This is a genomic window from Halomonas lysinitropha (assembly GCF_902500215.1).
GTDB lineage: Bacteria > Pseudomonadota > Gammaproteobacteria > Pseudomonadales > Halomonadaceae > Halomonas > Halomonas lysinitropha.
In genome coordinates this window covers 1-24970 of the sequence record NZ_CABVOU010000036.1, presented here as the reverse complement: position 1 = coordinate 24970, position 24970 = coordinate 1, and the positions used below count along the sequence as shown (strand labels likewise).

Sequence of the window (24970 nt, the reverse complement as noted above, 5' to 3'; positions counted from 1 at the left end):
CTCGTAGCTACCTTAACCGCGTCAGCATCCCGTCCAGGATCCCATAGAGCCACTCGCGCAGGCGCTGCAAGCGTGGCCGCCTTGACCAGGCCTCGGGGTCGATCTCCCGGCTCGACGCGAAGTTACGCTCGAAGAGCCCGGCGACCTCGGTGGCGAAGCGGCGGTCTTCCACCTCCTGATTGGCCTCCAGGTTCCATTGCAGGCTCCAGTGGTCGAAGTTGCACGAGCCAAGGCTGACCCAGTCATCGGCCAGCGAGAACTTGGCATGGATGAAGGTGGGCTGGAACTCGAAGATGCGCACCCCCGCCCGCAGCAGGCGGCCATAGAAGCGCTGCCCGGCGTAGCGCACGCCGGGATGGTCGTGAACCTCGCCGGGAAGCAGCAGGCGCACGTCGACGCCGCGTCGGGCGGCCTGGGCCAGGCGCCTGCGCAGGGTGAAGGTGGGTACGAAGTAGGGGGTACAGATCCACAGCCGCTGCGAGGCCGTCGAAACCCGGTGATGCAGCGAGTGGCGGATCGCCTGGTAGCGATAGCCCTGCCCCCATACTACCCGACCCCGCATGCCGCGGTAGCCCTTGCGATGGCGCGCGGCAAGCTCCAGCCCCCGCACCAGCGAAGCCCTGCCCGGCCCGCGACTCATGGGGGAATCCCAGAGCCGGCAAAACAGCCGGACCCAGTCGGCCACCACCGGCCCCTCGATGCGCATCGCCACCTCATACCAGGCATCCAGGAACTCGTCCACTGCCCCGAAGCCCCCGGTGAAGGCCTCTTCACCGTCGACCACCACCAGCTTACGGTGGTCCCGGGTCAGGTTTCGCACCAGCGACTGCATCCCCAGCGGATTGAAGAAGCGCAGCGCCACTCCCCCTTCCTCGAGACGCTGGCGATCGGCACTGGCCAGCCCCATGGCCCCGTAGCCGTCGAGCAGCAGCAGTACCGACACCCCACGCTCGACAGCGCGCAACAGCGACCCGATCATTGCCGTGGCCAGCCGGCCGGATTCCATCAGGTAGAGCTCGATCAGCACGGAGTGGCGCGCCCGATCGACGGCCTGGAACATCGTGGGCAGGAAGAGGGCCGCCTCGGGAAGCAGTTCGAAGTGATTGCCGTCTCGCCACATGCCGTGCATGGCACCGTCCCTGTCACATACCGTTACAGCATTGACGCATGTTTGCCGCCCCGGGAAAAGCCCTGCCCCCTGACCGCCGGGAGACGGGCCGCTATACTGACGGCTCACCCCCGGGCAAAGGCGACAGGATGGGCCTTGCACGCATGCTGGCCGGTGCGCTGCGCGCGCCGCTAGAGCGACTGATGGCGCGCTGGGCCCGGATCCGGCTGATCGAGCCCGAGCCCGAGGCGCTCCCCCTCGAGCCGACGCTCCCGACCCTCTATGTGCTCCCGCACCCGGCGCTCTCCGACACCCTGCTGCTGGCATCGCTGACCCGTGCCCATGGCCTGCCGGCGGCCGTCGGACGACACACCATCGGCGCGGTCAGCGTGCCCGCCAGCCTGCCGCTACCCGCCCCGAGCCGACGCCTTGGACGCCGCACGCGGCGACCGGAAGCCCCCTTCCGGTCGCTGATCGAGCAGTGCCAGCGTGACCCCGCCCGCGATGTTCAGCTGGTGCCGGTCAGCATCTTCTGGGGGCGCGCCCCGGACAAGCGCTTCGGCTTCTGGCAACTGCTTGCCGCGGACAGCTGGCAGCTCACCGGGCGGCTTCGCCGCCTGCTGTCGGTGGTGATCAACGGCAAGGACGTGGAGATCCATCTCGGCACCCCGCTCAGGCTCAGCGACCTCCTGGACGAGCGAGAGGCCCGCCTCACCAATCGCAAGGTCGCGCGGCTGCTGCGGGTGCACTTCCGCCGCCTGCGCACCCGGGTTCTGGGCCCGGACCTCTCCCACCGACGCACCCTGATCGAGGGGGTCGCGGCGAGCTCCGAGGTGCGCCGCGTCATCCAGGAAGTGGCCACCGCGGAGCAACGCTCACCGGCGCGCCTCGAGAAGCGGGCGCGCCGCTACGGCCGCGAGATCGCTTCGAACATGACCTACCCGGTGCTGCGCTTCATGGACGGCTTGCTGCGGCGTCTCTGGAACCGTCTCTATGACGGCGTGGCGGTGCACGGCCTGGAGCGGGTCAAGGCCATCGCCGGCGACCACACCCTGGTCTACGTTCCCTGCCATCGCAGCCATATCGACTACCTGCTGCTCTCCTATGTGCTGTATCGCGACGGTTTGATGCCCCCGCACATCGCCGCCGGACGCAACCTCGACATGCCCCTGGTCGGCCCACTGCTGCGTCGCGGCGGGGCCTTCTTCATGCGCCGCAGCTTCCGCGACAACCGCCTCTATGCCACGGTCTTCAACGAGTACCTGCACCGCCTTATCTCCCGCGGCCACCCGCTGGAGTACTTCATCGAGGGGGGACGTTCGCGCAGTGGCCGCATGCTGCCCGCCCGGCCCGGCATGCTCTCGATGACCCTGCGCTCCTACCTGCGCGGCGCACGCGGCGGTGGCCAGCCGCTGGTCTTCGTACCGGTCTACATCGGCTACGAGCGCATCCTCGAGAGCGGCAGCTACCAGCGCGAGCTGCATGGCGGCAGGAAGCGCAAGGAGAGCCCGTGGGGCCTGCTCCGGGTACTCGGCCGGCTGCGCCAGCCCTTCGGCCAGGTCACCGTGAACATCGGCGAGCCCCTGTCGCTCCCGGCCTTCCTCGACGCGGAGGTGCCCGGCTGGCGTCGACGGCTCGACGAGCCGCGCCCGCCCTGGCTCGCCCGAGTCGTTCCCCGCCTGGGCGAGTCCCTCTCGCAGCGCATCAACGCCGCCGCCGCTCTCAACCCGGTCAACCTGGTGGCCCTGGCCCTGCTGGCCACTCCGCATCATGCCATCGAGGCCAGTCTGCTCAGGCGCCAGCTGGGGTTGCTGGTAACCCTGCAACAACGCTTCCCGGGTGGACGCCATGCCAGCCTCCCGGAAGGTACACCTGACGCCTGGCTCGAGCGCGTGCTCGCCCTGGGGATGGTCGAGCGCCGACCGCACCCGCTGGGCGACATCATCGTCGCCGATGATCGCCAAGCCGGAGAGCTGGGCTGGTATCGCAACAACGTGCTGCACCTCTTCGCGCTGGCCGGACTCTCCGCCTTCGCCTTCCGCCACCAGGCCTACCATGACCTGGATGCCCTGGAGGCCCTGCTCTCCCCCGGCTGGCCGATCCTGACCCGAGAGCTGATGGTCCCGCCGTCGGCATCGCTGCGCGAGGACCTGGCCTCCATGCTCGAGGCCCTGGTCGACGCAGGGCTGCTGGAACGAGACGCCGAAGGCTGGCGACGGCCTGGCGAGTCGCTGGAGGCCGGAGAGCAGCTGCGCATGCTCGGGGGCCTGATGCAGCCCTCCCTGGAACGCGGCTATCTGCTGCTGTCGGTGCTGCTGAGCGAGCCCGCCGGGCACTTCACGGCCGACGAGCTGACCGCACGCAGCCGCGAGCTCGCCGAACGGCTGGCCCTGCTTTCGGGGCTGGATGCGCCGGAGTTCTTCGATACCCGGCTGTTCTCCGGCCTGGTGGAGAGCCTGGAGGCACAGGGATGGCTGTGCACCGAGAACGGCCGCCTGGTGTTCGACGACCGCCTGCGCGAGGCGGCCCAGCGAAGCCGGGCGCTGTTCGACCCGGCGCTGCGCCACCGGCTGCAGCTGGTCAGTCGCCAGGGCGAGAGCTGAGGTCAGGCATCCAGGCGGCGGTGGACATAGAGGTCATAGCGGCTGGTCCTGTCCTCGATGACGTGGCGGGGCGGCGGTCCCGAGATGGGCGGGGCCTTGCGGGGCCGCTTGACCACCACCCGATGAGTGGCTACGTCCAGTGCCGCCTCCAGCAGCCGCGGAGCATCCGGGTCATCCCCGGCCAGTGTACGGAAGAGCCGCATCTCCTTCTTGACCAGCGCGGACTTGTCGCGGTGGGGGAACATGGGGTCCAGGTGGATGACCTGGGGTGCCACTGCCCCCCTCGCCACCAGCGCCTCCAGCCCGCGGGCGGCGTCACCATGGACAAGCGCCATGCGCGCGGCGATATCGCGAGTCTCCGGATCGAGCCGCGCTCGCGCCAGGCCGTCCTCGAGCAGCGCGAAGATCGCTGCGACCCGCTCGATCAACAGCACCTCCGCCCCCAGGCTCGCCAGCACGAAGGCATCGCGCCCGAGACCCGCGGTGGCATCCACCACCGAGGGCGTGACGCCCCTGGCCAGGCCGCAGGCGCGGGCCACCAGCTGGCCACGCCCGCCGCCGAAGCGACGCCGATGGGCAGCACGCCCGGCGACGAAATCCACCGCCAGCGGATGGCCATGGCGCTTCGGGTCGCCGGCCAGCACCAGACGATCGCCCTGGTGGCGCAACAGCAGCTCGGCCTCGCCTTCCCCGCTCCGAGGCAGGCCGAGGCGCACCGCAAGAGCCGGGTCCTCCACCCCCACCGGCACGGCCTGCCTCATCGGCTCTTCTGCCAGGCGACCCGATCGCGCAGGTAGATCGGCTGGGCGAGATGGGCGGGCTGGCCTCCTCCGGCTTCCAGCTCGTTCATCGCCAGCAGGGCCATATCGGCGGCCTCGGCCTCGGGCTCGGTCAGGCAAAGCCCCATCTCGGCCTGCACCTCGGCGGACATCTGGTCCCACAGGGTCCAGCCGGAGCCGATGCCGACCCAGTCGTGGTCATCATGGCCGTCAGGCAGGCGCAACCGTCCCGGTGGCATCACCGCCTCCTCGGTCAACGCCGCGGGCGCGCCATCGCGGCACTGCCAGGCTGCCACATAGATCTCGCCCATGCGGGCATCCAGGGCGGTGATCAGCCAGCGGTAATGGTGGCGGCGATGGGCGCCCAGCGCCAGTGCCTCGAGGGTCGAGACACCGACCAGCGGCCGGTCGAGGCCGAAGGCAAGCCCCTGGGCGACGCCGGCGGCGATGCGCAGGCCAGTGAAGGAGCCCGGCCCTCGGCCATAAGCCACGGCATCCAGTGCCGAAGCCGGCAGGCCGGCCTCGGCGAGCACCTCATCGACCATCGGCAGCAGTCGCCGGGTGTGCTCCCGCGGGGTCAGGGCGAAGCGTGAGATCAGTTCGTCATCGAGCCCTTCGCGGCGGTGCAGCAGGGCGGCGGAACAGGCGCTCGAAGAGGCATCCAGGGCCAGCAGGGTCGGCATGGGCAAGCGGTCACGGCGAGAAGTGTCGGGGCATTATACGTGCACCACCGCCAACGACGAAGGCCCGCGCATGGCGGGCCTTCGGTAACGAGAGGTGACAGTCGCTCAGCCCTCCAGCGCCTCGATCACCTGAGCGGTGATGTCGTCGATGCTGCCTACCCCTTCGACGCGATGATATTCCGGCGCCGCCTCGGGATCCTCCTTGGCCCACTGCCGGTAGTAGTCGACAAGCGGCGCCGTCTGCTCATGGTAGACCGCCAGGCGGTTGCGCACCGTGGACTCGCGGTCGTCGTCGCGCTGGATCAACGCCTCGCCGGTAACGTCATCCTTGCCCTCTTCCTTGGGCGGCTGGTACCGGACATGATAGACGCGGCCAGAGCCCGGGTGCACACGCCGACCGGCCAGACGCTGGACGATCTCCTCGTCGTCCACGGCGATTTCCAGCACATGGTCGATCTTGACCTCGGCGTCCTTCATGGCCTGAGCCTGGGGGATGGTGCGCGGGAAACCGTCGAACAGGAAGCCGTTGGCGCAGTCGGGCTGGCTGATGCGCTCCTTGACCAGGGCGATGATGATGTCATCGGACACCAGGCCCCCGCTGTTCATGATTTCCTTAACCTTGAGCCCCAGGTCGCTGCCTTCATTCACCGCGGCACGCAACATGTCACCGGTAGAGATCTGCGGGATATCGAACCGCTCGCAGATGAACTGGGCCTGAGTGCCCTTGCCGGCACCGGGGGCGCCCAACAGGATCAAACGCATCTGACTGCTCCTTGAAGTGTGACTCTCGTACACGAAGAAAAGGGGAGAACCGAACGATAACCGTGCCGTCAGGCCCAGACAAGCGACGGGGCCATCAGCCGACCTTCGAAATCAGAGAAAAGCACCGCGTATCAGGCGACTGGAACCGAATAGCACTTTGGTCTGCCCTGCTCGATAGCACCCACAGGAAAGATAACGGCGCCGGGTGGCGCCGTTATATCCCCCTGGGAGCCGTGCTATAGCAGCAGCCGACGAATATCCGTCAGCACCTGGTCCAGGAAGGCGGTGAAGCGCGCCGCATCGGCACCATTGACCGCCCGGTGGTCATAGGAGAGACACAGCGGCATCATCAGCCGCGGCTGGAAGGCCTGGCCATCCCACACCGGCTTCATCTGTGCCTTGGAGATGCCCAGGATGGCCACCTCCGGGGCATTGACGATCGGTGTGAAGGCGGTGCCCCCGATGGAGCCCAGGCTGGAGATGGTGAAGCAGCCACCCGTCATCTCCTCGCGCTTGAGCTTCTTCGACTGCGCCTTGCCGGCCAGTTCCACGGACTCCTTGGCCAGATCGATCAGCGACTTCTGATCGGCATCGCGGATCACCGGCACCATCAGACCGTCCGGGGTGTCCACGGCAACGCCGATATGCACGTACTTCTTGTGCACGACCGTCTCGCCGTCGCTCTTCAGACTGACGTTGAACTGCGGGAACTTGCGCAGCGCATAGGCACAGGCCTTGATCAGGAAGGGCAGCGGCGTGAGCTTGGCGCCCTGGGCCTCGGCCTCGGCCTTCATCGACTTGCGGAAGGCTTCAAGCTCGGTGATGTCCGCCTCGTCGAACTGGGTGACGTGGGGCAGGTTGACCCAGCTGCGATGCAGGTTGGTGGCGCCCATCTTCATCAGGCGGCCCATGGGCTTCTCTTCCACCTCGCCGAACTGGCTGAAGTCCTGATCCGGGATCGGCGGGATGCCACTACCGCCAGCGGACGGCGCCGCCGCAGCAGGTGCCTGCGTCTTGCCGGCCATCACCTGCTTGACGTAGGCATGGACGTCTTCTTTCAGGACGCGATCCTTCGGCCCGCTGGGCTTGACCAGCCCCAGATCGACACCCAACTCTCGCGCCAGCATGCGCACCGCCGGGCCAGCGTGAACCAGCTTGCCGTCGCGCGGCTTGTGCGCAGCCATCTGAGCCTCGGGGCTCGGCGACCCGGCTGGCGTTGCCGTCGGTGCCTCGGCCTTCGGCGCCGCCTTCTGCTCGGGCGGCTTCGCCGCCGGCTTGGCGGCGGGCTTGCTGCCAGCCACCTCGATATAACCGATCAGGTCGCCCTCGGAGACGGTATCACCCTCCTTGACGGTCAGCTCGACCAGCTTGCCCTTGTAGGGACTGGGGACGTCCATGGAGGCCTTGTCGGACTCCAGGGTGATCAGCGGGTCCTCCTCGTCGACCTCGTCGCCGGCGCTGGCGGCGATCTCGATGATCGGCACATCGGCAGAGCCGGAGAGGTCCGGGACACGCACCTCCTTGCGCTCGGGCTGACCACTGCCGCCATCCTCCTCCTCGGCCGGTGCTTCGTCCCGCGTGGTGCTGGCCTGAGGCGCAGGAGAACTCTCGGCGGCGGGCTCGGCGGCGCCGTCCCCCTCACTGGCGCCCGCGTCCGCGACTTCCATGGTACCGATCACGTCACCCTCTGAGACGGTGTCACCCTCCTTGACGGTGAGCGAGACCAGCGTTCCGGCATGGGGGCTCGGCACGTCCATGGAGGCCTTGTCGGACTCCAGGGTGATCAGCGTATCCTCGGCGGCCACCTCGTCGCCCTCGGCCACCGCTACCTCGATGATCTCGACATCCGCGGAACCGCCGAGGTCAGGGACCTTGACCTCCACGGTGCGCTTGCCACCGCCCCCGCTCTTGGCGGCGGGCTTCTCCGCGGCCGGTTCGGGTGCCGGATCGGGCGCCTTCTTGGTCTCGGAGACCTCGCTCTCCCCCTCCTCGGGGTCGCCGCCACCCTCGGCCTCGATCTCGACGATCCCGTCGCCTTCGGAGACGGTGTCGCCCTCCTTGACCAGCACCTTGACCACCTTGCCGCCCTTCGGCGCCGGCACGTCCATGCTGGCCTTGTCGGACTCCAGCGTGATCAGGGTGTCCTCCGGAGCGATGACATCGCCCTCGGCCACCGCGATCTCGATGATTTCCACATCGGTATCGCCACCGATGTCCGGAACTTTGATGATTTCGCTACTCAAGGTCGCGCTCCTTCAAACTCTTGACGGGAGCGGGCCGCGTGGGCCCGCCATGCCAACGTTTCACTCGATCGTCGCCTCACACCTCAAGGGGGTTGGGCTTGGCAGGATCGATGCCGTATTTCTTGAGCGCCTCGCCGACGACCTTGCGATCCAGCTCGCCACAGTCGGCCAGCGCCTTGAGTGCAGCCACGGTCACGAAGCGGCGGTCGACCTCGAAGAAGGCGCGCAGCTTCTCGCGGGTATCGGAGCGACCGAAGCCGTCGGTCCCCAATACATGGTAGTTGGTCGGCACCCAGGCGCGGACCTGGTCGGCGAACAACTTCATGTAGTCGGTAGCAGCGATCGCCGGCCCCTTCCGGTCCTCCAGGCAGGCAGTAACGTGAGGCTTGCCCGGCGCGGCGTCGGGATTGATGAAGGCCTGACGATCGATCTCCAGGGCCTCGCGGCGCAGCTCGTTGAAGCTGGTGACGCTCCAGATGTCGGCGCCCACGCCCCACTCGTCGGCCAGCATCTCGGCGGCAGCCTCGACCTCGCGAAGGATGGTGCCCGAGCCCATCAACTGCACGCGACCCTTGTCGCCCGAGGTCTCGCGCAGCAGATACATGCCCTTGATGATGTCCTCCGCAGGCACCGTTTCGAGCTCGGGATGCTCGTAGTTCTCGTTCATCACCGTCAGGTAGTAGAAGCAGTTCTCCTTGTCGGTGAACATGCGCTTCAGACCGTCCTGGACGATGACCGCTACCTCATGGGCATAGGTGGGGTCGTAGCAGCGGCAGTTGGGGATGGTCGAAGCCAGGATGTGCGAATGACCATCCTGGTGCTGGAGCCCTTCCCCGTTGAGGGTAGTGCGTCCAGCGGTACCGCCGATCAAGAAGCCTCGGGCCTGCATGTCACCGGCCGACCAGGCGAGATCGCCGATGCGCTGAAAGCCGAACATCGAGTAATACACGTAGAAGGGCAGCAACGTGAGGTTGTTGTTGGAATACGAGGTCGCCGCAGCGATCCACGCCGACATGGCGCCGGCCTCGGTGATCCCCTCCTCGAGGATCTGACCCTTCTGATCCTCGCGGTAGAACATGATCTGGCCCTTGTCGACCGGCTCGTATTTCTGCCCCTCGGAGGTGTAGATGCCGAGCTGGCGGAACATGCCCTCCATGCCGAAGGTGCGTGCCTCGTCGGGAACGATCGGCACGACTCTTGAACCCAGCTGCTTGTGCTTGACCAGACCATTCAGCACGCGCACGAAGGCCATGGTGGTGGACACTTCACGGCCCTTGGAGCCGCCGGTCTGCGAGGCAAAGATCTTGTCATCCAGTGGCGGAATATCCAGCGCCTCGAAGTCGCTGCGCCGACTCGGCACATAGCCACCCAGCCGCTCGCGCTGGAGGTGCATGTACTTGAGCTCGGGAGAATCATCCTCGGGCTTGTAGTAAGGCACTTCCTTGAGCTGTTCGTCGTTCAATGGAATGCCGAAGCGGTCGCGGAATGTCTTGAGCGCCTCGTACTCCATGGTCTTGACCTGGTGGGCCTCGTTGGCCGCTTCACCGTCACCGCTACCCATGCCGTAGCCCTTGACGGTGTGCGCCAGAATCACGGTGGGACGGCCGTTGGCGTTCTGGGTCGCCTCGTGATAGGCCGCATACACCTTGAAGGGGTCATGGCCGCCCCGGTTGAGCTTCCAGATATCCTCGTCCGACAGATCCTTGACCATCTCCTCGGTTTCGGGATATTTGCCGAAGAAATGCTCCCGGGTATAGGCGCCGCCGTTGGCCTTGTAGTTCTGGTACTCGCCGTCGACTGCCTCGTCCATGCGCTTCTGCAGGATCCCCTTCTTGTCCTTCTCGAACAGCGGGTCCCAGAGGCGGCCCCAGACGACCTTCAGCACGTTCCAGCCGGCACCGCGGAAGACCCCTTCCAGCTCGTCCATGATGCGGCCATTGCCGCGAACCGGGCCATCCAGGCGCTGCAGGTTGCAGTTGATGACGAAGATCAGGTTGTCGAGCTTCTCGCGGCTGGCCAGGTGGATGGCGCCCAGCGATTCCGGCTCGTCGCATTCGCCATCGCCCATGAAGCACCAGATCTTGCGATCATGCATGTCCTTGAGCTCACGGGCATCCAGGTACTTCATCACGTGGGCCTGGTAGATGGCCTGAATCGGCCCGAGGCCCATGGATACCGTGGGGAACTGCCAGAAGTCCGGCATCAGCCAGGGGTGGGGATAGGATGACAGGCCGTCACCATCGACCTCCTGGCGGAACTTGTCCATCTGGTCTTCGGTAAGGCGGCCCAGCAGATAGGAACGCGCGTAAACGCCCGGCGCCACATGTCCCTGGATGTAGACCAGGTCGCCCTCGAAGTCGCCGTTCGGGGCGCGGAAGAAGTGGTTGAAGCCCACATCATAGAGCGTCGCTGCCGACATGAAGCTGGCGATGTGACCACCCAGTCCCGGGTTCGCGCGATTGTTGCGAATCACCTGGGCGATCGCGTTGTAACGGACCAGCGAACGAATCCGCCGCTCCATGAAGATGTCGCCGGGCAGCGGCGCTTCGCGATGTACCGGGATGGAGTTGCGATGTGGGGTAGTCACCGAGAAGGGTACCTGCATGCCATCGCGACGGACGCGGTCAACCAGGCGTGTCATCAGGTACCGGGCACGATCTTCGCCCTCGCGATCCAGGACCGACTCCAGGGAATCCAGCCATTCCGTGGTTTCGACCGGATCGAGATCTTCTCTTGTTTCCAGACTCATAGACGTCTCTCCGAATGACGGTAAGGACTACAACCCCCGTAGAGGGGCGAGTGGAGCTCATGTACATTAATGGGGGCCGAATGCGTCAGGCCTGTAGTTATTTTACAAGAAGTTTGCGATGCCGCTGCCATTGGCGCGAAGATACCGTAAACACCGGCTCCTGCCAATTCAAGATAGAATGGAAAAACATTCCATAAAATCATATTGCACCGCAACACAGGGGATTAGATCCCCCTGCCCATCGAAACTCGCCCCTCTCAGGCAGTTGTAGTTAAACTACCGTATGAAGCAAGCGTGCCTTTCAGCTCGATCATTCCCTTCTCCTTGGCATCCTTCAGGAACGTATTCTTTCTATTTCCTGGCGAAAGTAGGCCCAGTCAAAGGCGGGGCCCGGGTCGTTCTTGCGCAATGGCGCCACTCGGGCATGACTGGTGATGCGTCTCTCGTCGAGGGACGGGTAGGCATCGAGCAGTGCGCGGGTAACGGCTGCAAGCACCCGGTACTGGGCCCCGGTATAGGGGCTGACCTCGTCACCCTCCAACTCGATGCCCAGGGCGAAATCGTTCAGTGCCCGGCGCTCGACCCCTCCGTCCCGCCACCGCGAGCGGCCGGCATGCCAGGCCCGCGCCTCGAAGGGCACGAACTGCACGCACTCGCCGTCCCGCCGAATCAGCAGGTGGGCCGAGACACGCAGGTCGGCGATGGTCGCGAAGAAGGGGTGTGCCTGAGGATCCAGCCGGTTGGTGAACAGCCGCTCGATATGCTCGCCGCCGAAGACCCCGGGCGGCAGGCTGATGGCGTGCAGCAGCAACAGCGAGACCTCCCCGGCCGGTCGTGCGTCCTGGTTGGGCGAGGGCACCCTGCGAGCTCGCTGTAGCCAGCCGTTGTCGATGTGCATGGTTTTCCCTGACGTCGATGCATGGGTTTCCCTATAATGACCGTCTCACGCTTCACCGAACAGAGATGAGCCCGCCATGCATTACCAGGACGCCCTTGCCGAAGAGATCCGTGAAAGTGCCGCTCGGCTGCTGGCCGAGGATGTCGGCCCCGGCGACATCACCGCTCAGCTGATCCCCGACAAGAAGATAACCTGGGCGCGGGTGATCACCCGCCAGGCCGCGGTGCTGTGCGGCGTGGCCTGGGTCGACGAACTGTACCGACGTCTCGATGCCCGGGTTGCGCTGCACTGGCAGGCCGCCGACGGCGATCGCCTGGCGCCCGGCCAGACCTTCCTCGAGCTGGAGGGCCCCGCACGCAGCCTGCTTACCGGGGAGCGGGCCGCGCTCAACCTGCTGCAGACCCTCTCCGCCACGGCGACCCGCACCCGCCACTTCGTGGACCTGCTCGAGGGGACCGGGGTGCGCATGCTGGACACCCGCAAGACCCTGCCCGGCCTGAGGCTCGCCCAGAAGTACGCGGTGACCTGTGGCGGCGGTCACAATCACCGCATCGGTCTCTATGACGCCTTCCTGATCAAGGAGAATCACATCGCCGCCTGCGGCGGCATTGCGGCGACGGTGCGCGAGGCGCGCAACATCGCCAGCGACCTGCCTGTGGAGGTGGAGGTGGAGACCTTCGAGGAGCTGGACCTGGCACTCGAGGCCGGCGCCGACGTGATCATGCTCGACAACTTCAGCCTCGACGACATGCGCGAAGCGGTGCGGCGCAGCGCCAGGCGTGCCACCCTGGAGGCCTCGGGCAACGTCGACGAGAGCACCCTGCGCGCCATCGCCGAGACCGGCGTGGATTGCATTTCCAGCGGCGCCCTGACCAAGGATATCGAGGCCATCGACCTGTCGATGCGTATCGTCGAACAGCAGGCCTGAGAGACGCCGTCAGGTCTCGACGGCGAGGAGCCGCTTCTCGAGCCGCTGGCGATAGAGCCGCTCGCCACCGCGCTCGACCCAGTCGTCGCCCCGCCGCTGCCAGCCTCGGCGCACCAGGCCATCGACCAGCATGGCGCTGGACTCGATGGTCGCCCGCGTCATGCCCTGCTCCAGCAAGAGACGCTCGGCATGCACCAGCAGCGTCGAGCCGATCCCGCGCCGGCCAAGGGACGGCCAGACATAGAGGGTCTCGATCCGCCCACGGGGGATATCCAGTTCCAGGAACCCCACACAGCGACCTTCGCAGTCGGCGACCAGGGTCGTATAGAGCGCTTGACGCGCTGCCCAGGCGCAGCCCTCACGCGGCAGCACCATCGCCCAGGCCTCGCGTTCGGCCAGCGAATAGTATCCCGCCGCGCCCTGCATCACGGCATGGTGGAAAACCTCGGCCTGGTCGGCGGCGTCGCGTGCCCGGGCCGTGCGATAGACAATTCGCGGTCCACGACGATGCCCGGATGGCGGCGGCTCGGCCGGCGCGGACCCTTTATCGAGTTCGGCAAGATGCATGCGAGACCTTCCTGAAATGATGACCCGCCCCGCAGACTACCCAAGCCACGCCACCAGGCCAAGCCCGGGGGCTGGACACCGAAAGGATAGGCCATGAACGAATCGTCCGACGTCTTCCATTTAAGGACCATCGGCGTCATCGAAAGCGACTTCCCGGACAAGTTCGGTATCCCGCGCCAGCCCGGGCTGGCCACGGCGGCCCGGGCCTCCCTGGTGATGGTCCCGCCCTTTGCTGACCCCCTGGCGGTGCGCGGCCTGGAAGCCTTCAGCCATCTCTGGCTGACCTTCGTCTTCCACCTCAGTCCGACGCCGCACGACCCGTCAGACTGGACCCCGCTGGTGCGCCCGCCTCGCCTGGGCGGCAACACTCGGATGGGCGTCTTCGCCAGCCGCAGTACCCACCGACCCAACCGCCTGGGACTGTCGCTGGTGGAGCTGGTCGAGATCGACACCTCCCGCGGCGTGCGCCTGGGGCTTCGCGGCGCCGACCTGGTCGACGGCACCCCGGTGCTCGACATCAAGCCCTACCTGCCCTGGGCGGAGTCCCGCCCCGAGGCCCGCGCCGGGTTCGCCCCCGAGCCGCCGCCGACCCTGGCGGTCAGCCTCTCGCCCGAGGCGGAGGCCGTTGTCGACCAGCGCTCGGACGCTGACTCGCTGCGCGACCTGATCCATCAGGTGCTGGCCCAGGACCCGCGCCCTGCCTATCGCAGCGGCGCCGAGGCGCGGATCTACGGCGTCCGACTGCGCGACCTGGACGTGCGCTTCCAGGTACTGCAGGAGCGGGCCGGCGCCGCGACCCTGAGGGTGGTCGAGATCCTGCCGGCCGACGGCCGGACATGACGAAGGGCCCCGCGGGGCCCTTCTCGCGACGCGCCTGTGGTCTCAGTCGAAGTCAATACCGATGCGCCGCCCGACCTCCTCGTAGGCCTCGATCACGCCGCCCAGCCCCTGGCGAAAGCGGTCCTTGTCGAGCTTCTCGCGGGTCTCGGCGTCCCACAGGCGACAGCCATCCGGAGAGAACTCGTCGCCCAGCACGATCTCGCCCTTGAACAGACCGAACTCCAGCTTGTAGTCCACCAGCAGCAGGCCACCCGCGGCGAACAGCTGCTTGAGCACCCCGTTGACCCGAAAGGTGAGCGCCTTCATCTCGGCCAGCTGTTCGGGGGTCGCCCAGCCGAAAGTCTCGGCCAGCGACTCGTTGATCATCGGGTCGTGCAGGGCATCGTTCTTGAGGAACAGCTCGAAGGTGGGCGGGTCGAGGGCCTGGCCCTCCTCCACGCCGAGACGCTTGACCAGGCCGCCGGCCGCGATGTTGCGCACCACGCACTCCACCGGGATCATATCGAGCTTCTTGACCAGGCTCTCGGTGTCGGAGAGGCGCCGGTCGAAATGGGTGGGGATTCCCGCCGCCTGAAGCGTCTCCATGATGAAGGCATTGAAGCGGTTGTTGACCATGCCCTTGCGGGCCAGCGACTCCATGCGCTCGCCATCGAAGGCGCTGGTGTCGTCGCGGAAGGTGAGGATCAGGCGATCGGCGTCGTCGGTGGCATGGACCGACTTGGCCTTGCCGGCATAGAGTTCTTGGCGCTTTTCCATGGGGAGCCTCCAGAGGCGCGGATACGAATCGGGGTGGTCGGTCAGCCGAGGGTCTGCCACGCCAGGCCAGTGTCCTGGGCGGCGACTCTCAACCGGGATTCATCGCCGTCGAGCAGCGGCAGCAGGGCCTCCAGGGCCAGCTCGGGGCGATTGTTTTGATCGGAAAGATGGGAACAGACGATGCGCTGAAGGCGGTCGAGCCCCAGCCGCTGAAGCAGCCAGGCTGCCTGGCTATTGGCCAGGTGTCCCCAGTCGCCGCCGACCCGACGCCTCAGGCTCGCGGGATAGGGTCCCTCGGCAAGCAAGCGCGGGTCGTGGTTACACTCCAGCACCAGGCCATCGCAGCCGGCAAAGGCCTCGACCACATGCGCACTGGGATGTCCCAGGTCGGTCAGAAGTCCGAGACACCGCTCGCCGGCCAGGATGCGAAACTGCACCGGCTCTCGGGCGTCGTGGGGCACGGTAACAGGGTCGATGGTCAGCCCCTTGACCGCAAAACGGGCCTGGGGGGTGATCCAGTGACGATGGGGCAGTTCGCCAAACCGACCCGACAGCCAGGTACCCGGTGTCAGGTGGACCGGCACGCCGTATCGGCGAGCCAGAGGCCCGACGCCCCGCACATGGTCGCCGTGTTCGTGGGTGACCAGCAGGGCATCGAGCTGACGAGGATGCAGCCCCAGGCGGGCCAGGCGTCGCTCGGTATCGCGCAGGGTGAAGCCACAGTCGACCAGCAGGTGCGTCTCGCCGTCACTGACCAGGGTGGCGTTGCCCTTGCTTCCGCTGCCCAGTGAAGCGAAGGAGAGGCGCCCATGGGCGCCTCGCACCGTGCCACTCATCAGCGCAACAGACCCGCCACCCGCTCGAGCAGTTCGCGCTCGTCATCAGCGGAAAGGGCTTCCTCGCCGGCAGGCTCTGCCTTGAGCACGGTCTGCTCGGGTCCACGCGCTTCCAGGACAAGACGGACCTGTTGCGTCGACTCGCCCAGATTCAGGGTCGCCAGCGACTGCAACAGGCCTCGCTGCCGTTCACTGAGCGTCAGGTAACGCACCAGGAAACTACGCGACGCAGGATCGCGCTCGAGCAGTTCGCGTCGATCCTCGACGGCGAAGGCGAGTTCCAGCTGGTGGCTGAGTTCCGCCCAGACACGGTCTGCCTCAAAGGGCAAGACGACCTGCCAGTTGTCGCCACGCTGCTCGAACCTCGCACGATCCTGGGCATCGGGACGCTGCACGGCCAGCGATGAAGCGCTCGACGACAGGCTGAGTGCCTCGAAGTGACGCTCCAGGGCCGTCAAGCAGGCTGCCTGGGTGGTACCCCCCTGCTCACAGCGTATCTCGCTATCGCCGCTGCGCAGCGCCGGACGGACGCTGAGCCTGGCCTGTTCGGTTTCCAGGATACCGCGGCGGGAGTCGCTGGCCGTGACGGTCAGGCCGCGACTGCGCACGAAGCGCTCGAGCTCTGGCCAGACCGTTGCCGGTTCCGCGCCCACCACCAGCCAACGCTCGTCGCCGATGGCGCGACGCTCCACATAGCCTCGCTCCCTACTGCGCCCGGGCGACAGGGCCTGGGGGAGCGGTGCCTCCACGACGCCATTCTCGGCGGGGCGCGCATCACCGACCTCGGGAACCGGCATGGCATCCCGATAGCGCTGTGTGTTGCGGCCGTCCGGCAGCTCCAGGGGGGCACTCTCCTCAGCCTCGTCATAGTCGAGGTTGCGGTCATGATAGAAGCCATCACGGGCACAGCCGGACATGACCAGGACAATGACCGCCGCCAGCGGCATTCCTTTCAGCGCAGAGTTCATGCATCCACCTTGCCTAATGTTTGCGGGGTGCGGTATCGAGCACCGCTCAGTCGTCGATCAGGCCTGCCAGCTGCAGGGCCTCGCTGACGGTGGAGTGGTACTTCTCGGAGAGCCAGGTCAGGGGCAATCGGATGCCGGGCTCGATGTGACCCATGCGATACAACGCCCACTTGACCGGAATCGGGTTGGACTCGATCCCCAGGTTGGTATGCAGCGGCATCAAACGGGTGTTGATCTGGTGGGCCTTGTCGGCATTCCCGGCCACGGCGGCGCTGGACAGATCGTGCATGGCCCGCGGGGCCACGTTGGCGGTCACCGAGATGTCGCCATGGCCCCCCATCAGCATGAAGTCGCAGGCGGTGGCGTCATCGCCGGAATATAGCATGAAGCCGCTGCCCTCGAGGCGTGCGATCAAGTCCTCGGCACGCTCCAGGTTGCCGGTGGCGTCCTTGAGCCCGATGATCTTGTCGACGTCGGCCAGGCGCAGCACGGTCTCGTTGTAGATGTCCGAACAGGTGCGCCCCGGCACGTTGTAGAGAATAACCGGCAGGTCGCTGCTCTCGGCGATGGCCTTGAAGTGCCGGTAGAGCCCTTCCTGGGTGGGCTTGTTGTAATAGGGCGCCACGGTCAGGCAGCAGTCCGCCCCAACCTCACTGGCATAGCGGGCCAGCTCCACCGCCTCGGTGGTATTGTTGGAGCCGGTGCCGGCAATCACCGGGATGCGCCCGTTCACCTCCTCAACGACAGTACGAATGACATCGAAATGCTCGGCGAACGACATGGTGGTCGGCTCGCCGGTGGTGCCGGCCGCCACGATCGCATCGGTGCCGTTGTCGAGATGAAAGTGGACCAGGCGGCGCAGGGCCTCCCAGTCGATATCGCCGTTGACCTTCATCGGCGTCGCCAGCGCGACGATACTGCCAGTGATCATCCTCTCGATTCCTCTCGATTCGCCTGCATTCGCGCCTCTCGGGCCTCGGGCAACGCCCCGGAAGCTGCCCCGGTATCAGGGGCCAGATGGTACTCAGGCCTCGGGAGTCTGTACAGCCACGGCTTTACAGTTCGCCGCGGGTTGCGTGTAATCGGAGTTCATTTTCACAACCACGACAGGAGCACGACCATGAGCGTCAGTCTAGGCGAGCCCGTTCCGGACTTCACCGCCACCGCCACCGGTGATACCACCGTCACCCTCTCCGAGCTGAAAGGACAGCAGGTCGTGGTCTACTTCTACCCCAAGGCCAGCACACCCGGATGCACCACCGAGGGCGGCGACTTCCGCGACCGCAAGGAGGCCTTCGATGCCGCCAACACCGTGATTCTCGGGGTCTCCCGAGACGGCATTCGAGCCCAGGAGAACTTCAAGGCCAAGCAGGACTTCAACTTTGCGCTGATCTCCGACAAGGACGAATCGCTCTGCCGACTGTTCGACGTGATCAAGCTGAAGAAGCTCTACGGCAAGGAGCATCTGGGCATCGAGCGCAGCACCTTCCTGATCGATGCCGACGGCAAGCTTGCCCGCGAGTGGCGTGGTGTCAAGGTCAAGGGCCATGCTCAGGAGGTGCTGGAAGCCGCCCAGACACTGCACGATAACTGACCCTTCCCACCTCTTGGCTTGCTTCGCGCAAATGACCTTCCGCGCCTCGCCACGTTTACCGCTCGGCGGGCGTCTCGGCCGCTTCCTGCAGGTGACGCTGCTTGATGCCCCGTGGCCAGGCGTAGACCAGTGCCTTGATCAGGGTCGCCAGCGGGATGGCGAAGAAGACCCCCCAGAAGCCCCAGATGCCGCCGAAGAAGAGGATCGCCAGAATGATCGATACCGGATGGATGTTGACCGCCTCGGAGAACAGGATCGGCGACAGGACATTGCCATCCAGTGCCTGCAGCACACCATAGGCGACCAGCACATAGACAAACTCATCCGTCAGGCCAAAGTGAAAGCCGGCAACCGCCGCCACCGGCAGGGTGGTTACCGCCGCCCCGATATACGGCACCAGCACCGACAGGCCCACCACCACCGCCAGCAGCGCCGTGTAGGGAAGCCCGAAATAGGCGAAGGTGAAGAAGGCCACGCTGCCGACGATGATGATCTCGATGACCTTTCCGCGCACGTAGTTGGCGATCTGGTCGTCCATCTCCTCCCAGATACGCGTCATCAGCTCGCGCCGCTGGGGCAGCAACGAAGTGGTAAAGCCCACCAGGAGATCGCGATCCTTGAGCATGAACAACACCAGGATCGGCACCAGGATCAGGTAGACGATCAGTGTCAGGACGTTGCCCAGCGAGGCCAGTGACAGGGTCAGGGCGCGCTGGCCAAGTTGCGTCACCTCGCGGCCGGCCACGTCTATCCAGTTCTGCATCTGGTCGGGGGTGATCAGATTGGGATAGCGCTCCTGGAGATCGTCCAGCAACCGCTGACCGCTGGCGAACATGCGCGGCGCCTCCTGGACCAGCCCCACCAGCTGATTCCAGATCAGCGGCATCAGGATGAAGGCCAGCGCCAGCAGTACCCCGATAAAAGCGAGGAACACCACGAAGACCGCCAGCAGGCGAGGCATCCTGCGCCGTTCCATCCAGCTCACCGGCCCCTGCAGCAGGAAGGCGATTACCAGGGCAGTAAGAAAGGGCGCCAGCATGCGTCCGAACAGGATCACAGCCGCGAATCCCAGCACCAGCACCACCAGCAGGATCACCGCCTCCTCGTCCGAGAAATAATGGTCGATCCAGCTCTTGAAGACCGACCTCAAAGTCATGAATCTGGCTCCCCACCCTTGCGGATCCAGTAATGGTAGACGTCACCTCGCTCTTCCCTGGCCGGCATTTCGTGCACACTCTGCGCCACGAAGGTCTCGAAGTCGCGCCAGGAGCCCGCATCGGTGGCCATCACCTCCAGCAGTTGGCCAGGCGAGAGGCGTACCAGGGACTGCTTCGCCTTGAGCAGTGGAAGGGGGCAGGGAAGACCGCGGGCATCGAGCAGGTCATCGGGTTGCAGCGCCATGGTGTCTCCCGGGAAAAAACAAGTCAGGACATGCCGGCTCATTGGCCCGCACGCAAGTCCCTGCGATTTAAAGGCACTTTGCAGGCCGAATCAATGTCAGTACAGGGTACCTGCCACTGCTTTCGCCCCTTGACGAGGATGGCCATGCTGCGTCGAACCGGATATTGTCTACCCGCCTGCGCCCTGAGCCTGGTACTGGCTCTCCCCTCACAGGCCCAGTCGCCCGACCGCTACGAGGCGCCTGGCCTGTCCCGCAGCCCGGCGATCACGTCCGGGGGCGATTACGGCCTGCCCAGCCTGTCCGGCAGTGGTAGCCAGGCCATGAGTGGCGAGGAGTACCGACTCGGTCGCGCCTGGCTCCGCCAGTTTCGCGCCCGGGCCCCCGAATGGCAGGATGCCATCGCTCAGGATTACGTAGAGTCACTGGTCGCCCGTCTGCTGCCCCACAGTGGCCTGGGAGACGCCCGCACTGCCATCACCCTGGTGGAGAGCCGTCTGCTCAATGCCTTCGCCGTACCCGGCGGAGTGATCGGCATCAATGCCGGACTGTTCGCCTTCGCCGAACGTGAAGCCGAGCTGGCCTCGGTGGTCGCCCACGAGCTCGGCCATCTTTCTCAGCGCCATTATGCCCGCGGCCAGGCCCGCGCCGAACAGACCCAGATCCCGGCCATGGCGGCCATGCTTGCCGGGATGCTGATCGCCGCCGGAGGCGGCGGCGATGCCGGCATCGCCGCCGCCATGGGCACACAGGCCGCCGTCATCCAGGATCAGCTGAGCTACTCCCGGCGCTTCGAGCAGGAGGCCGACCGTGTAGGCCTGCAGGCCATGGCAAATGCCGGCTACGAACCCGACGCCATGGTGGAAATGTTCCGCGCCATGCAACGCATGGTGAGCCTGCAAGGGGGGAGTCCCCCTGAGTTTCTGCTCACTCATCCGGTGACAGAGTCACGCATCAGCGATACCCAGGACCGCGCCGACCAGATTAGCGTGGCGGTCCCACGTAACAAGGATCCTCACTACCAGCTGGTGAGGGCCCGGGCGCTGCTGACGGTCCACGACCGTGACCCGCAGCAGGCCACCACCCGCCTGGCACAGGACCAGGCGCCGGAGGCGGCCCGACGCTACCTGGCCGCGCTGATCGATGCCCGAGCCGGTCACACCGACCGGGCGCTGAACGAGCTCGACGCCCTGGCACGATCAGAGCCCGACCTGGCGATGCTGCCGGCCTCGGCGGCCCAGGTCGCCTTCGAGGCCGGCCGCATCGACGATGCCATCGACCGCAGCCGGCGCCAGCTGCGACTGATGCCGGACTATGCGCCGGCGAGACGGCTACTGGGAGAAGCGCTGCTGCAGCGCGATCCCAACGAGGCCTATCGCGTGCTGCGCGACCTGGCCGACGCGCGGCCCGAGGACCCGCAAGTGTTCACCCTGCTTGGCGAGGCCGCCGGGCGCAGTGGCCGCGAGGCCTGGGGTCACCTGGCCCGCGCCGAGCAGCTACAGCTCACCGGTCGTATCGACCGCGCCATCCGCCAGCTCGAGGTGGCGAAGGACGTCGCCGAAAGCGAGGGCGATAACGCCGCAGTCAGCCAAATCGAGCGGCGGCGGGAAGCTTTTCTCGGTTACCGGGAGACGCTGGAAGAGTTTCAGTAGTTGGAAACGGCCAAGCGGCCAAGCGGCCAAGCGGCCAGCAGAATGAGCCCCGTTCAGCACAAGCAACTCCCGAAATCATGGCCTCGGGGGTTGCTTGTAGCTCGGCGCTGGTAGCGGGGAGCTATTACTTCTGGAAATTGAGCATCCGCTCGAGGGGCTTGAGGGCCGCTAGGCGCAGGGCGTCATCGACGAAGATCTCTCCCGAGCCGCCACGCAGGCTGCCTGCCAGATTGTCCAGGGCATTCATCGCCATCCAGGGGCAGTGGGCGCAACTCTTGCAGGTCGCACCATTGCCGGCGGTGGGCGCCTCGAAAAGCGTCTTCTCGGGCACTGCCTGCTGCATCTTGAAGAAGATGCCGCGGTCGGTGGCCACGATCAACTTGTCATGAGGTAGTTCCTGGGCCGCCCTTATCAGCTGAGAGGTGGAACCCACCACGTCGGCCAACTCGACCACCGAGGCCGGTGACTCCGGGTGCACCAGCACCGCGGCCTCGGGATACAGCCCCTTGAGGTCCTCGACCCCCTTGGCCTTGAACTCCTCGTGGACGATGCAGGCGCCATCCCAGAGCAGCATGTCGGCACCGGTCTGCTTCTGGATGTAGCCACCCAGGTGCTTGTCGGGCGCCCAGAGGATCTTCTCGCCCCTGGCCTGAAGGTGCTCGATGACATCCACGGCGATCGAGGAAGTCACCACCCAGTCGGCGCGCGCCTTCACCGCCGCGGACGTATTGGCATAGACCACCACGGTACGATCGGGATGAGCATCACAGAAAGCGCTGAACGCGTCGGCCGGACAGCCCACGTCCAGCGAGCAGGTTGCCTCCAGAGTGGGCATCAACACGCGCTTCTCCGGGGAGAGTATCTTGGCGGTCTCCCCCATGAAGCGCACACCGGCCACCACCAGGGTATCGGCCTCGTGGCGGGCGCCGAAACGAGCCATCTCGAGTGAATCGGCAACGCAACCGCCCGTCTCCTCGGCCAACTGCTGGATGGCATCATCAGTATAGTAATGCGCCACCAGCACGGCGTTGTTGGCCTCGAGCAGAGACTTGATCTCCTCGATGCGCGCCTCGTCCTCGGAGGGAATACGGGTGGGGCAATAGGTGCGTGCGAGCTGCTCGCGCAGATCGGCACGGGACGTCATGATTGTCATCGTGTCTACCACCGTGACAGGCAGGGGCTCCCCCTGCGTTACACCAGGTGCCACCGCTCGTGCACTCCGCACGGGGCAACACACCAGAGGGTCAACCGCTGCGTCTCTCGCGATGGCCGACCCAGACACCCATTCTAGACCAGAACGGCGGAATATTGACCAGTCTCGCCCAGAAAAGCGTCTTATGAATAAGATGGGGGCACCAACCTTCCGGATCAAGGGCTCGCCATGCGCTTGACGGTTATCGGGGGCGTTAGTGTCTTGGCGCACCGACGGCGGCCAGCCATTCCGCTAGAATTGCGCTACCGCTGCTTCACGACATCGTGAAGGCCGGTCAATGACGCGAGGTCACCATGCCAATCCCCATCCAGCACAACGCCCCCACCGCCCCCATGTTCACGGCGTTCACACGGCTGCCCGACTGCGCCCTCGGCGAACAGGAGCACGGCTACCCCTTCACGCCACAACGCTTGCCCGAAACACCGCGCGGGACGCCCGTCAGGACAACGACTGAGGAACCCGAAAGACGCGCTGCCGAAGGCGACGAAGACCTGATGAGCCAGGATATCAACGCGACGGTCTCCGACGTTCCTTCATGAGGCTGCGGCTGGGGTGCCTGTCCCGGGTACGCCAGCCGAGTCAAGGCCGTTCATCTCGGTTGCTCAGTGTCCGCTTCAGGCTAATCTTGATCTCGCGCCAGATGGCAACGAAGAATGCCGTCAGGGGTACTGCCAGGATCAGTCCGATCATGCCGCCCAAGGCCGTGCCCCAGAAGAACAGGGAAATGACCACGATGGCAGGGTGAAGCCCGGAACGGTTGGCCATGATTTTCGGTGTCAAGAGCCAGCTTTCGATCAGTTGCACGGCCGCGAACACCAGCCCGGCAAGGACCAGTAATTCAACACCCCCACTCGGTTGTAGATAAGCCATGGGCAGGACCACCAGCAGACCTATCAAGGTACCCAGGAAAGGCACGATATTCATCAGACCCAGCACTAGCCCGACAAGCACGCCAAACTTCAAGCCGATCAACGTGAAGCTCATGGCATACAAGGTTCCCATGCACATGGCTATAATCAACTGCCCCTGAAAAAAGGCAGTGATGTATCCCACGAACACATCGATTAAGTACAGTGCTTTTTTCTGTGTGGTCTTGTGAAAAATGGATAGAAGTTCAGTTACCTGGCTGCGCAGCGAGTCCCCGGAGAGCAGGGTAAAGAACAGGAACAGGGGTACGAAACTGATACTCGCCAACAGCCCGAGATAGGACATGATAGCCTTCCCCGGGTTTTCCATTCCTGGCACCACTGACTTTGTCTCTTCCCCACTGCTGGTCTCCATGCGAGTGGAAATCATGGAGCTGAGTCCTGGAAAATGAGTGGAGAAGTGTTCCTGAAATCTTGCTAACGCATCAGGCAAGATGGTCATCAACTGGACGACCTGACTAGCCAGAATGGGGACGAGCAGGTAAATCAGGCCACCGATACTCACGAAAAAAAGCACCAGCACAACAATGATAGCCAACAAGGCGGGCAAGTGAACCCGTCTCTCGAGAAATTCGACTACAGGATGAAGCACCAGTGCCAGAACACCGGCAAGTGCGAGCGAAAGCAGCAAGTTGTAAAACGCATTAAGTAACCGGCTAAATGTCCACACGGCGATACCGATCAGCGCAGTCAGTACAACCAGAGACAAGAGAATCAGGGTGTAGCGAAACAATCTCAGCTCAACTGCATTGAACAGTCGTTTATCAGGACCTCCCTCCTCATTCTTGTCCATTCGATGGTCTCCACAGGGCCATTTCTTATCCATTTCCTCACATTTTCACATGCAAGGATGTAATGTGGACAGTAGTTGAATTTCAATGCCAGTTCAGTGCGGTATCGTACATAGGTTTCCGGTGGTGTTTCTATCGCCTTGTTTCTATCGTTTTTTACTTAACTCTAAAACGTTCCTGTGTTCGTCATCGCACAGACAAACTAAACAGCCTGACGACAAGCCGTCTAACAATACGGCTCAGCAGACCGACAGCAATACAACTACCATCGATTACATTGACGAAAAAAGGCGCGCAGACGCGTCGCGGCTGAGTGGCAAGCCATCAAGTGCCTTTTACGCCACCGACGTCATCGGCAACAACGTCGATCCCGAGGTTCGGATGAAGACATCGTCGAGACCAATGACCTGGTCATCGGCAAAGATGGCCGTATCGTCGGCGTCGTGGTGACGACCAGTGGATTCCTGGATCTCGGTGGACAGGACGCTGGACTAAGCTACCGGTTCGGAAGGACGATGACGTCACGTGGGTCGACGGTAGCTCAGCAGGCGGTCGTACTCCTTCTTGACGGTCACATAAGTGACTAGGCAGATATTTTCATGCATAGTGCCGATAGGATTTCAGCTTAGGACGGCAGCATGGCAAGTCGCTTCATCTCTCCCCTGGCAGAGGACG

22 protein-coding genes are annotated in these 24970 nt (G+C 65.0%); 6 read left to right on the top strand and 16 right to left on the bottom strand.

Annotated features, from left to right (window positions below):
• Nucleotides 1–7: 7 nt before the first annotated feature.
• Nucleotides 8–1129, bottom strand: a complete 1122-nt coding sequence (locus HALO32_RS10635; protein WP_151443855.1) for a phospholipase D-like domain-containing protein — start codon at nt 1127–1129, stop codon at nt 8–10.
• 128 nt (nt 1130–1257) lie between these two features.
• On the opposite strand from HALO32_RS10635, the gene plsB reads away from it, so the two are divergent.
• On the top strand, nt 1258–3711 hold the full coding sequence (plsB, locus tag HALO32_RS10630; protein ID WP_225809937.1) for a glycerol-3-phosphate 1-O-acyltransferase PlsB: 2454 nt from the start codon (nt 1258–1260) through the stop codon (nt 3709–3711).
• Nucleotides 3712–3713: 2 nt separating this feature from the next.
• Here plsB and HALO32_RS10625 read toward each other — a convergent pair whose 3' ends face one another.
• From HALO32_RS10625 to ampD, 6 genes are all read right to left on the bottom strand, one after another.
• A complete protein-coding gene (locus HALO32_RS10625; protein ID WP_151443854.1) occupies nt 3714–4472 on the bottom strand; it encodes a class I SAM-dependent methyltransferase in 759 nt (252 codons plus the stop codon).
• Nucleotides 4469–5173, bottom strand: a complete 705-nt coding sequence (gene tsaB, locus HALO32_RS10620; protein WP_151443853.1) for a tRNA (adenosine(37)-N6)-threonylcarbamoyltransferase complex dimerization subunit type 1 TsaB — start codon at nt 5171–5173, stop codon at nt 4469–4471. The genes HALO32_RS10625 and tsaB overlap by 4 nt, the downstream gene beginning before the upstream one ends.
• Before the next feature lie 105 nt (nt 5174–5278).
• Nucleotides 5279–5935 carry an adenylate kinase gene (gene adk, locus HALO32_RS10615; RefSeq protein WP_151443852.1) on the bottom strand — a complete coding sequence of 219 codons (657 nt, stop codon included), beginning with the start codon at nt 5933–5935 and terminating at the stop codon, nt 5279–5281.
• 236 nt (nt 5936–6171) lie between these two features.
• Nucleotides 6172–8178 (bottom strand): pyruvate dehydrogenase complex dihydrolipoyllysine-residue acetyltransferase, encoded by a 2007-nt coding sequence (aceF, locus tag HALO32_RS10610; protein WP_151443851.1) that lies wholly within the window; start codon nt 8176–8178, stop codon nt 6172–6174.
• Nucleotides 8179–8254: 76 nt separating this feature from the next.
• Nucleotides 8255–10927, bottom strand: a complete 2673-nt coding sequence (gene aceE, locus HALO32_RS10605) for a pyruvate dehydrogenase (acetyl-transferring), homodimeric type (protein ID WP_151443850.1) — start codon at nt 10925–10927, stop codon at nt 8255–8257.
• A 334-nt stretch (nt 10928–11261) separates the two neighbouring features.
• Nucleotides 11262–11825 (bottom strand): 1,6-anhydro-N-acetylmuramyl-L-alanine amidase AmpD, encoded by a 564-nt coding sequence (gene ampD / locus HALO32_RS10600; protein ID WP_151443849.1) that lies wholly within the window; start codon nt 11823–11825, stop codon nt 11262–11264.
• 76 nt (nt 11826–11901) lie between these two features.
• Between ampD and nadC the strand changes: the two genes are divergently transcribed.
• The gene (nadC, locus tag HALO32_RS10595) at nt 11902–12753 is read left to right on the top strand and encodes a carboxylating nicotinate-nucleotide diphosphorylase (protein WP_151443848.1); all 852 of its coding nucleotides are present in this window, start codon (nt 11902–11904) and stop codon (nt 12751–12753) included.
• A 9-nt stretch (nt 12754–12762) separates the two neighbouring features.
• Here the strand turns inward: nadC and HALO32_RS10590 are convergent, their stop codons facing one another.
• Nucleotides 12763–13320, bottom strand: a complete 558-nt coding sequence (locus tag HALO32_RS10590; RefSeq protein WP_151443847.1) for a GNAT family N-acetyltransferase — start codon at nt 13318–13320, stop codon at nt 12763–12765.
• A gap of 93 nt (nt 13321–13413) precedes the next feature.
• Here HALO32_RS10590 and tsaA point away from each other — a divergent pair, with 93 nt between their 5' ends.
• Complete coding sequence (tsaA, locus tag HALO32_RS10585; RefSeq protein WP_151443846.1) at nt 13414–14160, top strand: tRNA (N6-threonylcarbamoyladenosine(37)-N6)-methyltransferase TrmO; 747 nt, start codon at nt 13414–13416, stop codon at nt 14158–14160.
• A 42-nt stretch (nt 14161–14202) separates the two neighbouring features.
• On the opposite strand, the gene purC is transcribed toward tsaA, so the two are convergent.
• From purC to dapA, 4 genes are read right to left on the bottom strand one after another with little or no spacing between them, the layout of a single operon-like run.
• Nucleotides 14203–14916 carry a phosphoribosylaminoimidazolesuccinocarboxamide synthase gene (gene purC / locus HALO32_RS10580; protein WP_151443845.1) on the bottom strand — a complete coding sequence of 238 codons (714 nt, stop codon included), beginning with the start codon at nt 14914–14916 and terminating at the stop codon, nt 14203–14205.
• 41 nt (nt 14917–14957) lie between these two features.
• Nucleotides 14958–15740 carry an MBL fold metallo-hydrolase gene (locus HALO32_RS10575; RefSeq protein ID WP_225809935.1) on the bottom strand — a complete coding sequence of 261 codons (783 nt, stop codon included), beginning with the start codon at nt 15738–15740 and terminating at the stop codon, nt 14958–14960.
• 11 nt (nt 15741–15751) lie between these two features.
• Nucleotides 15752–16720 carry an outer membrane protein assembly factor BamC gene (locus HALO32_RS10570; RefSeq protein WP_225809934.1) on the bottom strand — a complete coding sequence of 323 codons (969 nt, stop codon included), beginning with the start codon at nt 16718–16720 and terminating at the stop codon, nt 15752–15754.
• A 46-nt stretch (nt 16721–16766) separates the two neighbouring features.
• Nucleotides 16767–17651, bottom strand: coding sequence for a 4-hydroxy-tetrahydrodipicolinate synthase (gene dapA, locus HALO32_RS10565; RefSeq protein ID WP_151443843.1), 885 nt, complete (start codon nt 17649–17651; stop codon nt 16767–16769).
• 189 nt (nt 17652–17840) lie between these two features.
• Here dapA and HALO32_RS10560 point away from each other — a divergent pair, with 189 nt between their 5' ends.
• On the top strand, nt 17841–18314 hold the full coding sequence (locus tag HALO32_RS10560; protein ID WP_151443842.1) for a peroxiredoxin: 474 nt from the start codon (nt 17841–17843) through the stop codon (nt 18312–18314).
• Nucleotides 18315–18369: 55 nt separating this feature from the next.
• Here HALO32_RS10560 and HALO32_RS10555 read toward each other — a convergent pair whose 3' ends face one another.
• Complete coding sequence (locus HALO32_RS10555) at nt 18370–19470, bottom strand: AI-2E family transporter (protein WP_151443841.1); 1101 nt, start codon at nt 19468–19470, stop codon at nt 18370–18372.
• Nucleotides 19467–19715 (bottom strand): sulfurtransferase TusA family protein, encoded by a 249-nt coding sequence (locus HALO32_RS10550; protein WP_151443840.1) that lies wholly within the window; start codon nt 19713–19715, stop codon nt 19467–19469. Before HALO32_RS10550 ends, HALO32_RS10555 begins: the two co-directional genes overlap by 4 nt.
• A gap of 144 nt (nt 19716–19859) precedes the next feature.
• Between HALO32_RS10550 and HALO32_RS10545 the strand changes: the two genes are divergently transcribed.
• Nucleotides 19860–21365 (top strand): M48 family metalloprotease, encoded by a 1506-nt coding sequence (locus HALO32_RS10545; RefSeq protein ID WP_407646848.1) that lies wholly within the window; start codon nt 19860–19862, stop codon nt 21363–21365.
• A gap of 124 nt (nt 21366–21489) precedes the next feature.
• On the opposite strand, the gene nadA is transcribed toward HALO32_RS10545, so the two are convergent.
• Nucleotides 21490–22518 (bottom strand): quinolinate synthase NadA, encoded by a 1029-nt coding sequence (nadA, locus tag HALO32_RS10540; protein ID WP_151443838.1) that lies wholly within the window; start codon nt 22516–22518, stop codon nt 21490–21492.
• A gap of 353 nt (nt 22519–22871) precedes the next feature.
• Here nadA and HALO32_RS10535 point away from each other — a divergent pair, with 353 nt between their 5' ends.
• Entirely contained in the window at nt 22872–23117 is a 246-nt protein-coding gene (locus HALO32_RS10535; protein WP_151443837.1) for a hypothetical protein, read from the top strand.
• 40 nt (nt 23118–23157) lie between these two features.
• Here the strand turns inward: HALO32_RS10535 and HALO32_RS10530 are convergent, their stop codons facing one another.
• On the bottom strand, nt 23158–24297 hold the full coding sequence (locus HALO32_RS10530) for an AI-2E family transporter (protein WP_225809932.1): 1140 nt from the start codon (nt 24295–24297) through the stop codon (nt 23158–23160).
• Nucleotides 24298–24970 lie beyond the last annotated feature (673 nt).

Bases quoted from the DNA above. Each gene is read 5' to 3' on its own strand.
- HALO32_RS10635 (WP_151443855.1), bottom strand. From the start codon at position 1,129: ATGCACGGCATGTGGCGAGACGGCAATCACTTCGAACTGCTTCCCGAG.
- plsB (WP_225809937.1), top strand. From the start codon at position 1,258: ATGGGCCTTGCACGCATGCTGGCCGGTGCGCTGCGCGCGCCGCTAGAG.
- HALO32_RS10625 (WP_151443854.1), bottom strand. From the start codon at position 4,472: ATGAGGCAGGCCGTGCCGGTGGGGGTGGAGGACCCGGCTCTTGCGGTG.
- tsaB (WP_151443853.1), bottom strand. From the start codon at position 5,173: ATGCCGACCCTGCTGGCCCTGGATGCCTCTTCGAGCGCCTGTTCCGCC.
- adk (WP_151443852.1), bottom strand. From the start codon at position 5,935: ATGCGTTTGATCCTGTTGGGCGCCCCCGGTGCCGGCAAGGGCACTCAG.
- aceE (WP_151443850.1), bottom strand. From the start codon at position 10,927: ATGAGTCTGGAAACAAGAGAAGATCTCGATCCGGTCGAAACCACGGAA.
- ampD (WP_151443849.1), bottom strand. From the start codon at position 11,825: ATGCACATCGACAACGGCTGGCTACAGCGAGCTCGCAGGGTGCCCTCG.
- nadC (WP_151443848.1), top strand. From the start codon at position 11,902: ATGCATTACCAGGACGCCCTTGCCGAAGAGATCCGTGAAAGTGCCGCT.
- HALO32_RS10590 (WP_151443847.1), bottom strand. From the start codon at position 13,320: ATGCATCTTGCCGAACTCGATAAAGGGTCCGCGCCGGCCGAGCCGCCG.
- tsaA (WP_151443846.1), top strand. From the start codon at position 13,414: ATGAACGAATCGTCCGACGTCTTCCATTTAAGGACCATCGGCGTCATC.
- purC (WP_151443845.1), bottom strand. From the start codon at position 14,916: ATGGAAAAGCGCCAAGAACTCTATGCCGGCAAGGCCAAGTCGGTCCAT.
- HALO32_RS10570 (WP_225809934.1), bottom strand. From the start codon at position 16,720: ATGAACTCTGCGCTGAAAGGAATGCCGCTGGCGGCGGTCATTGTCCTG.
- dapA (WP_151443843.1), bottom strand. From the start codon at position 17,651: ATGATCACTGGCAGTATCGTCGCGCTGGCGACGCCGATGAAGGTCAAC.
- HALO32_RS10560 (WP_151443842.1), top strand. From the start codon at position 17,841: ATGAGCGTCAGTCTAGGCGAGCCCGTTCCGGACTTCACCGCCACCGCC.
- HALO32_RS10555 (WP_151443841.1), bottom strand. From the start codon at position 19,470: ATGACTTTGAGGTCGGTCTTCAAGAGCTGGATCGACCATTATTTCTCG.
- HALO32_RS10550 (WP_151443840.1), bottom strand. From the start codon at position 19,715: ATGGCGCTGCAACCCGATGACCTGCTCGATGCCCGCGGTCTTCCCTGC.
- HALO32_RS10545 (WP_407646848.1), top strand. From the start codon at position 19,860: ATGCTGCGTCGAACCGGATATTGTCTACCCGCCTGCGCCCTGAGCCTG.
- nadA (WP_151443838.1), bottom strand. From the start codon at position 22,518: ATGACAATCATGACGTCCCGTGCCGATCTGCGCGAGCAGCTCGCACGC.
- HALO32_RS10535 (WP_151443837.1), top strand. From the start codon at position 22,872: ATGCCAATCCCCATCCAGCACAACGCCCCCACCGCCCCCATGTTCACG.
- HALO32_RS10530 (WP_225809932.1), bottom strand. From the start codon at position 24,297: ATGGACAAGAATGAGGAGGGAGGTCCTGATAAACGACTGTTCAATGCA.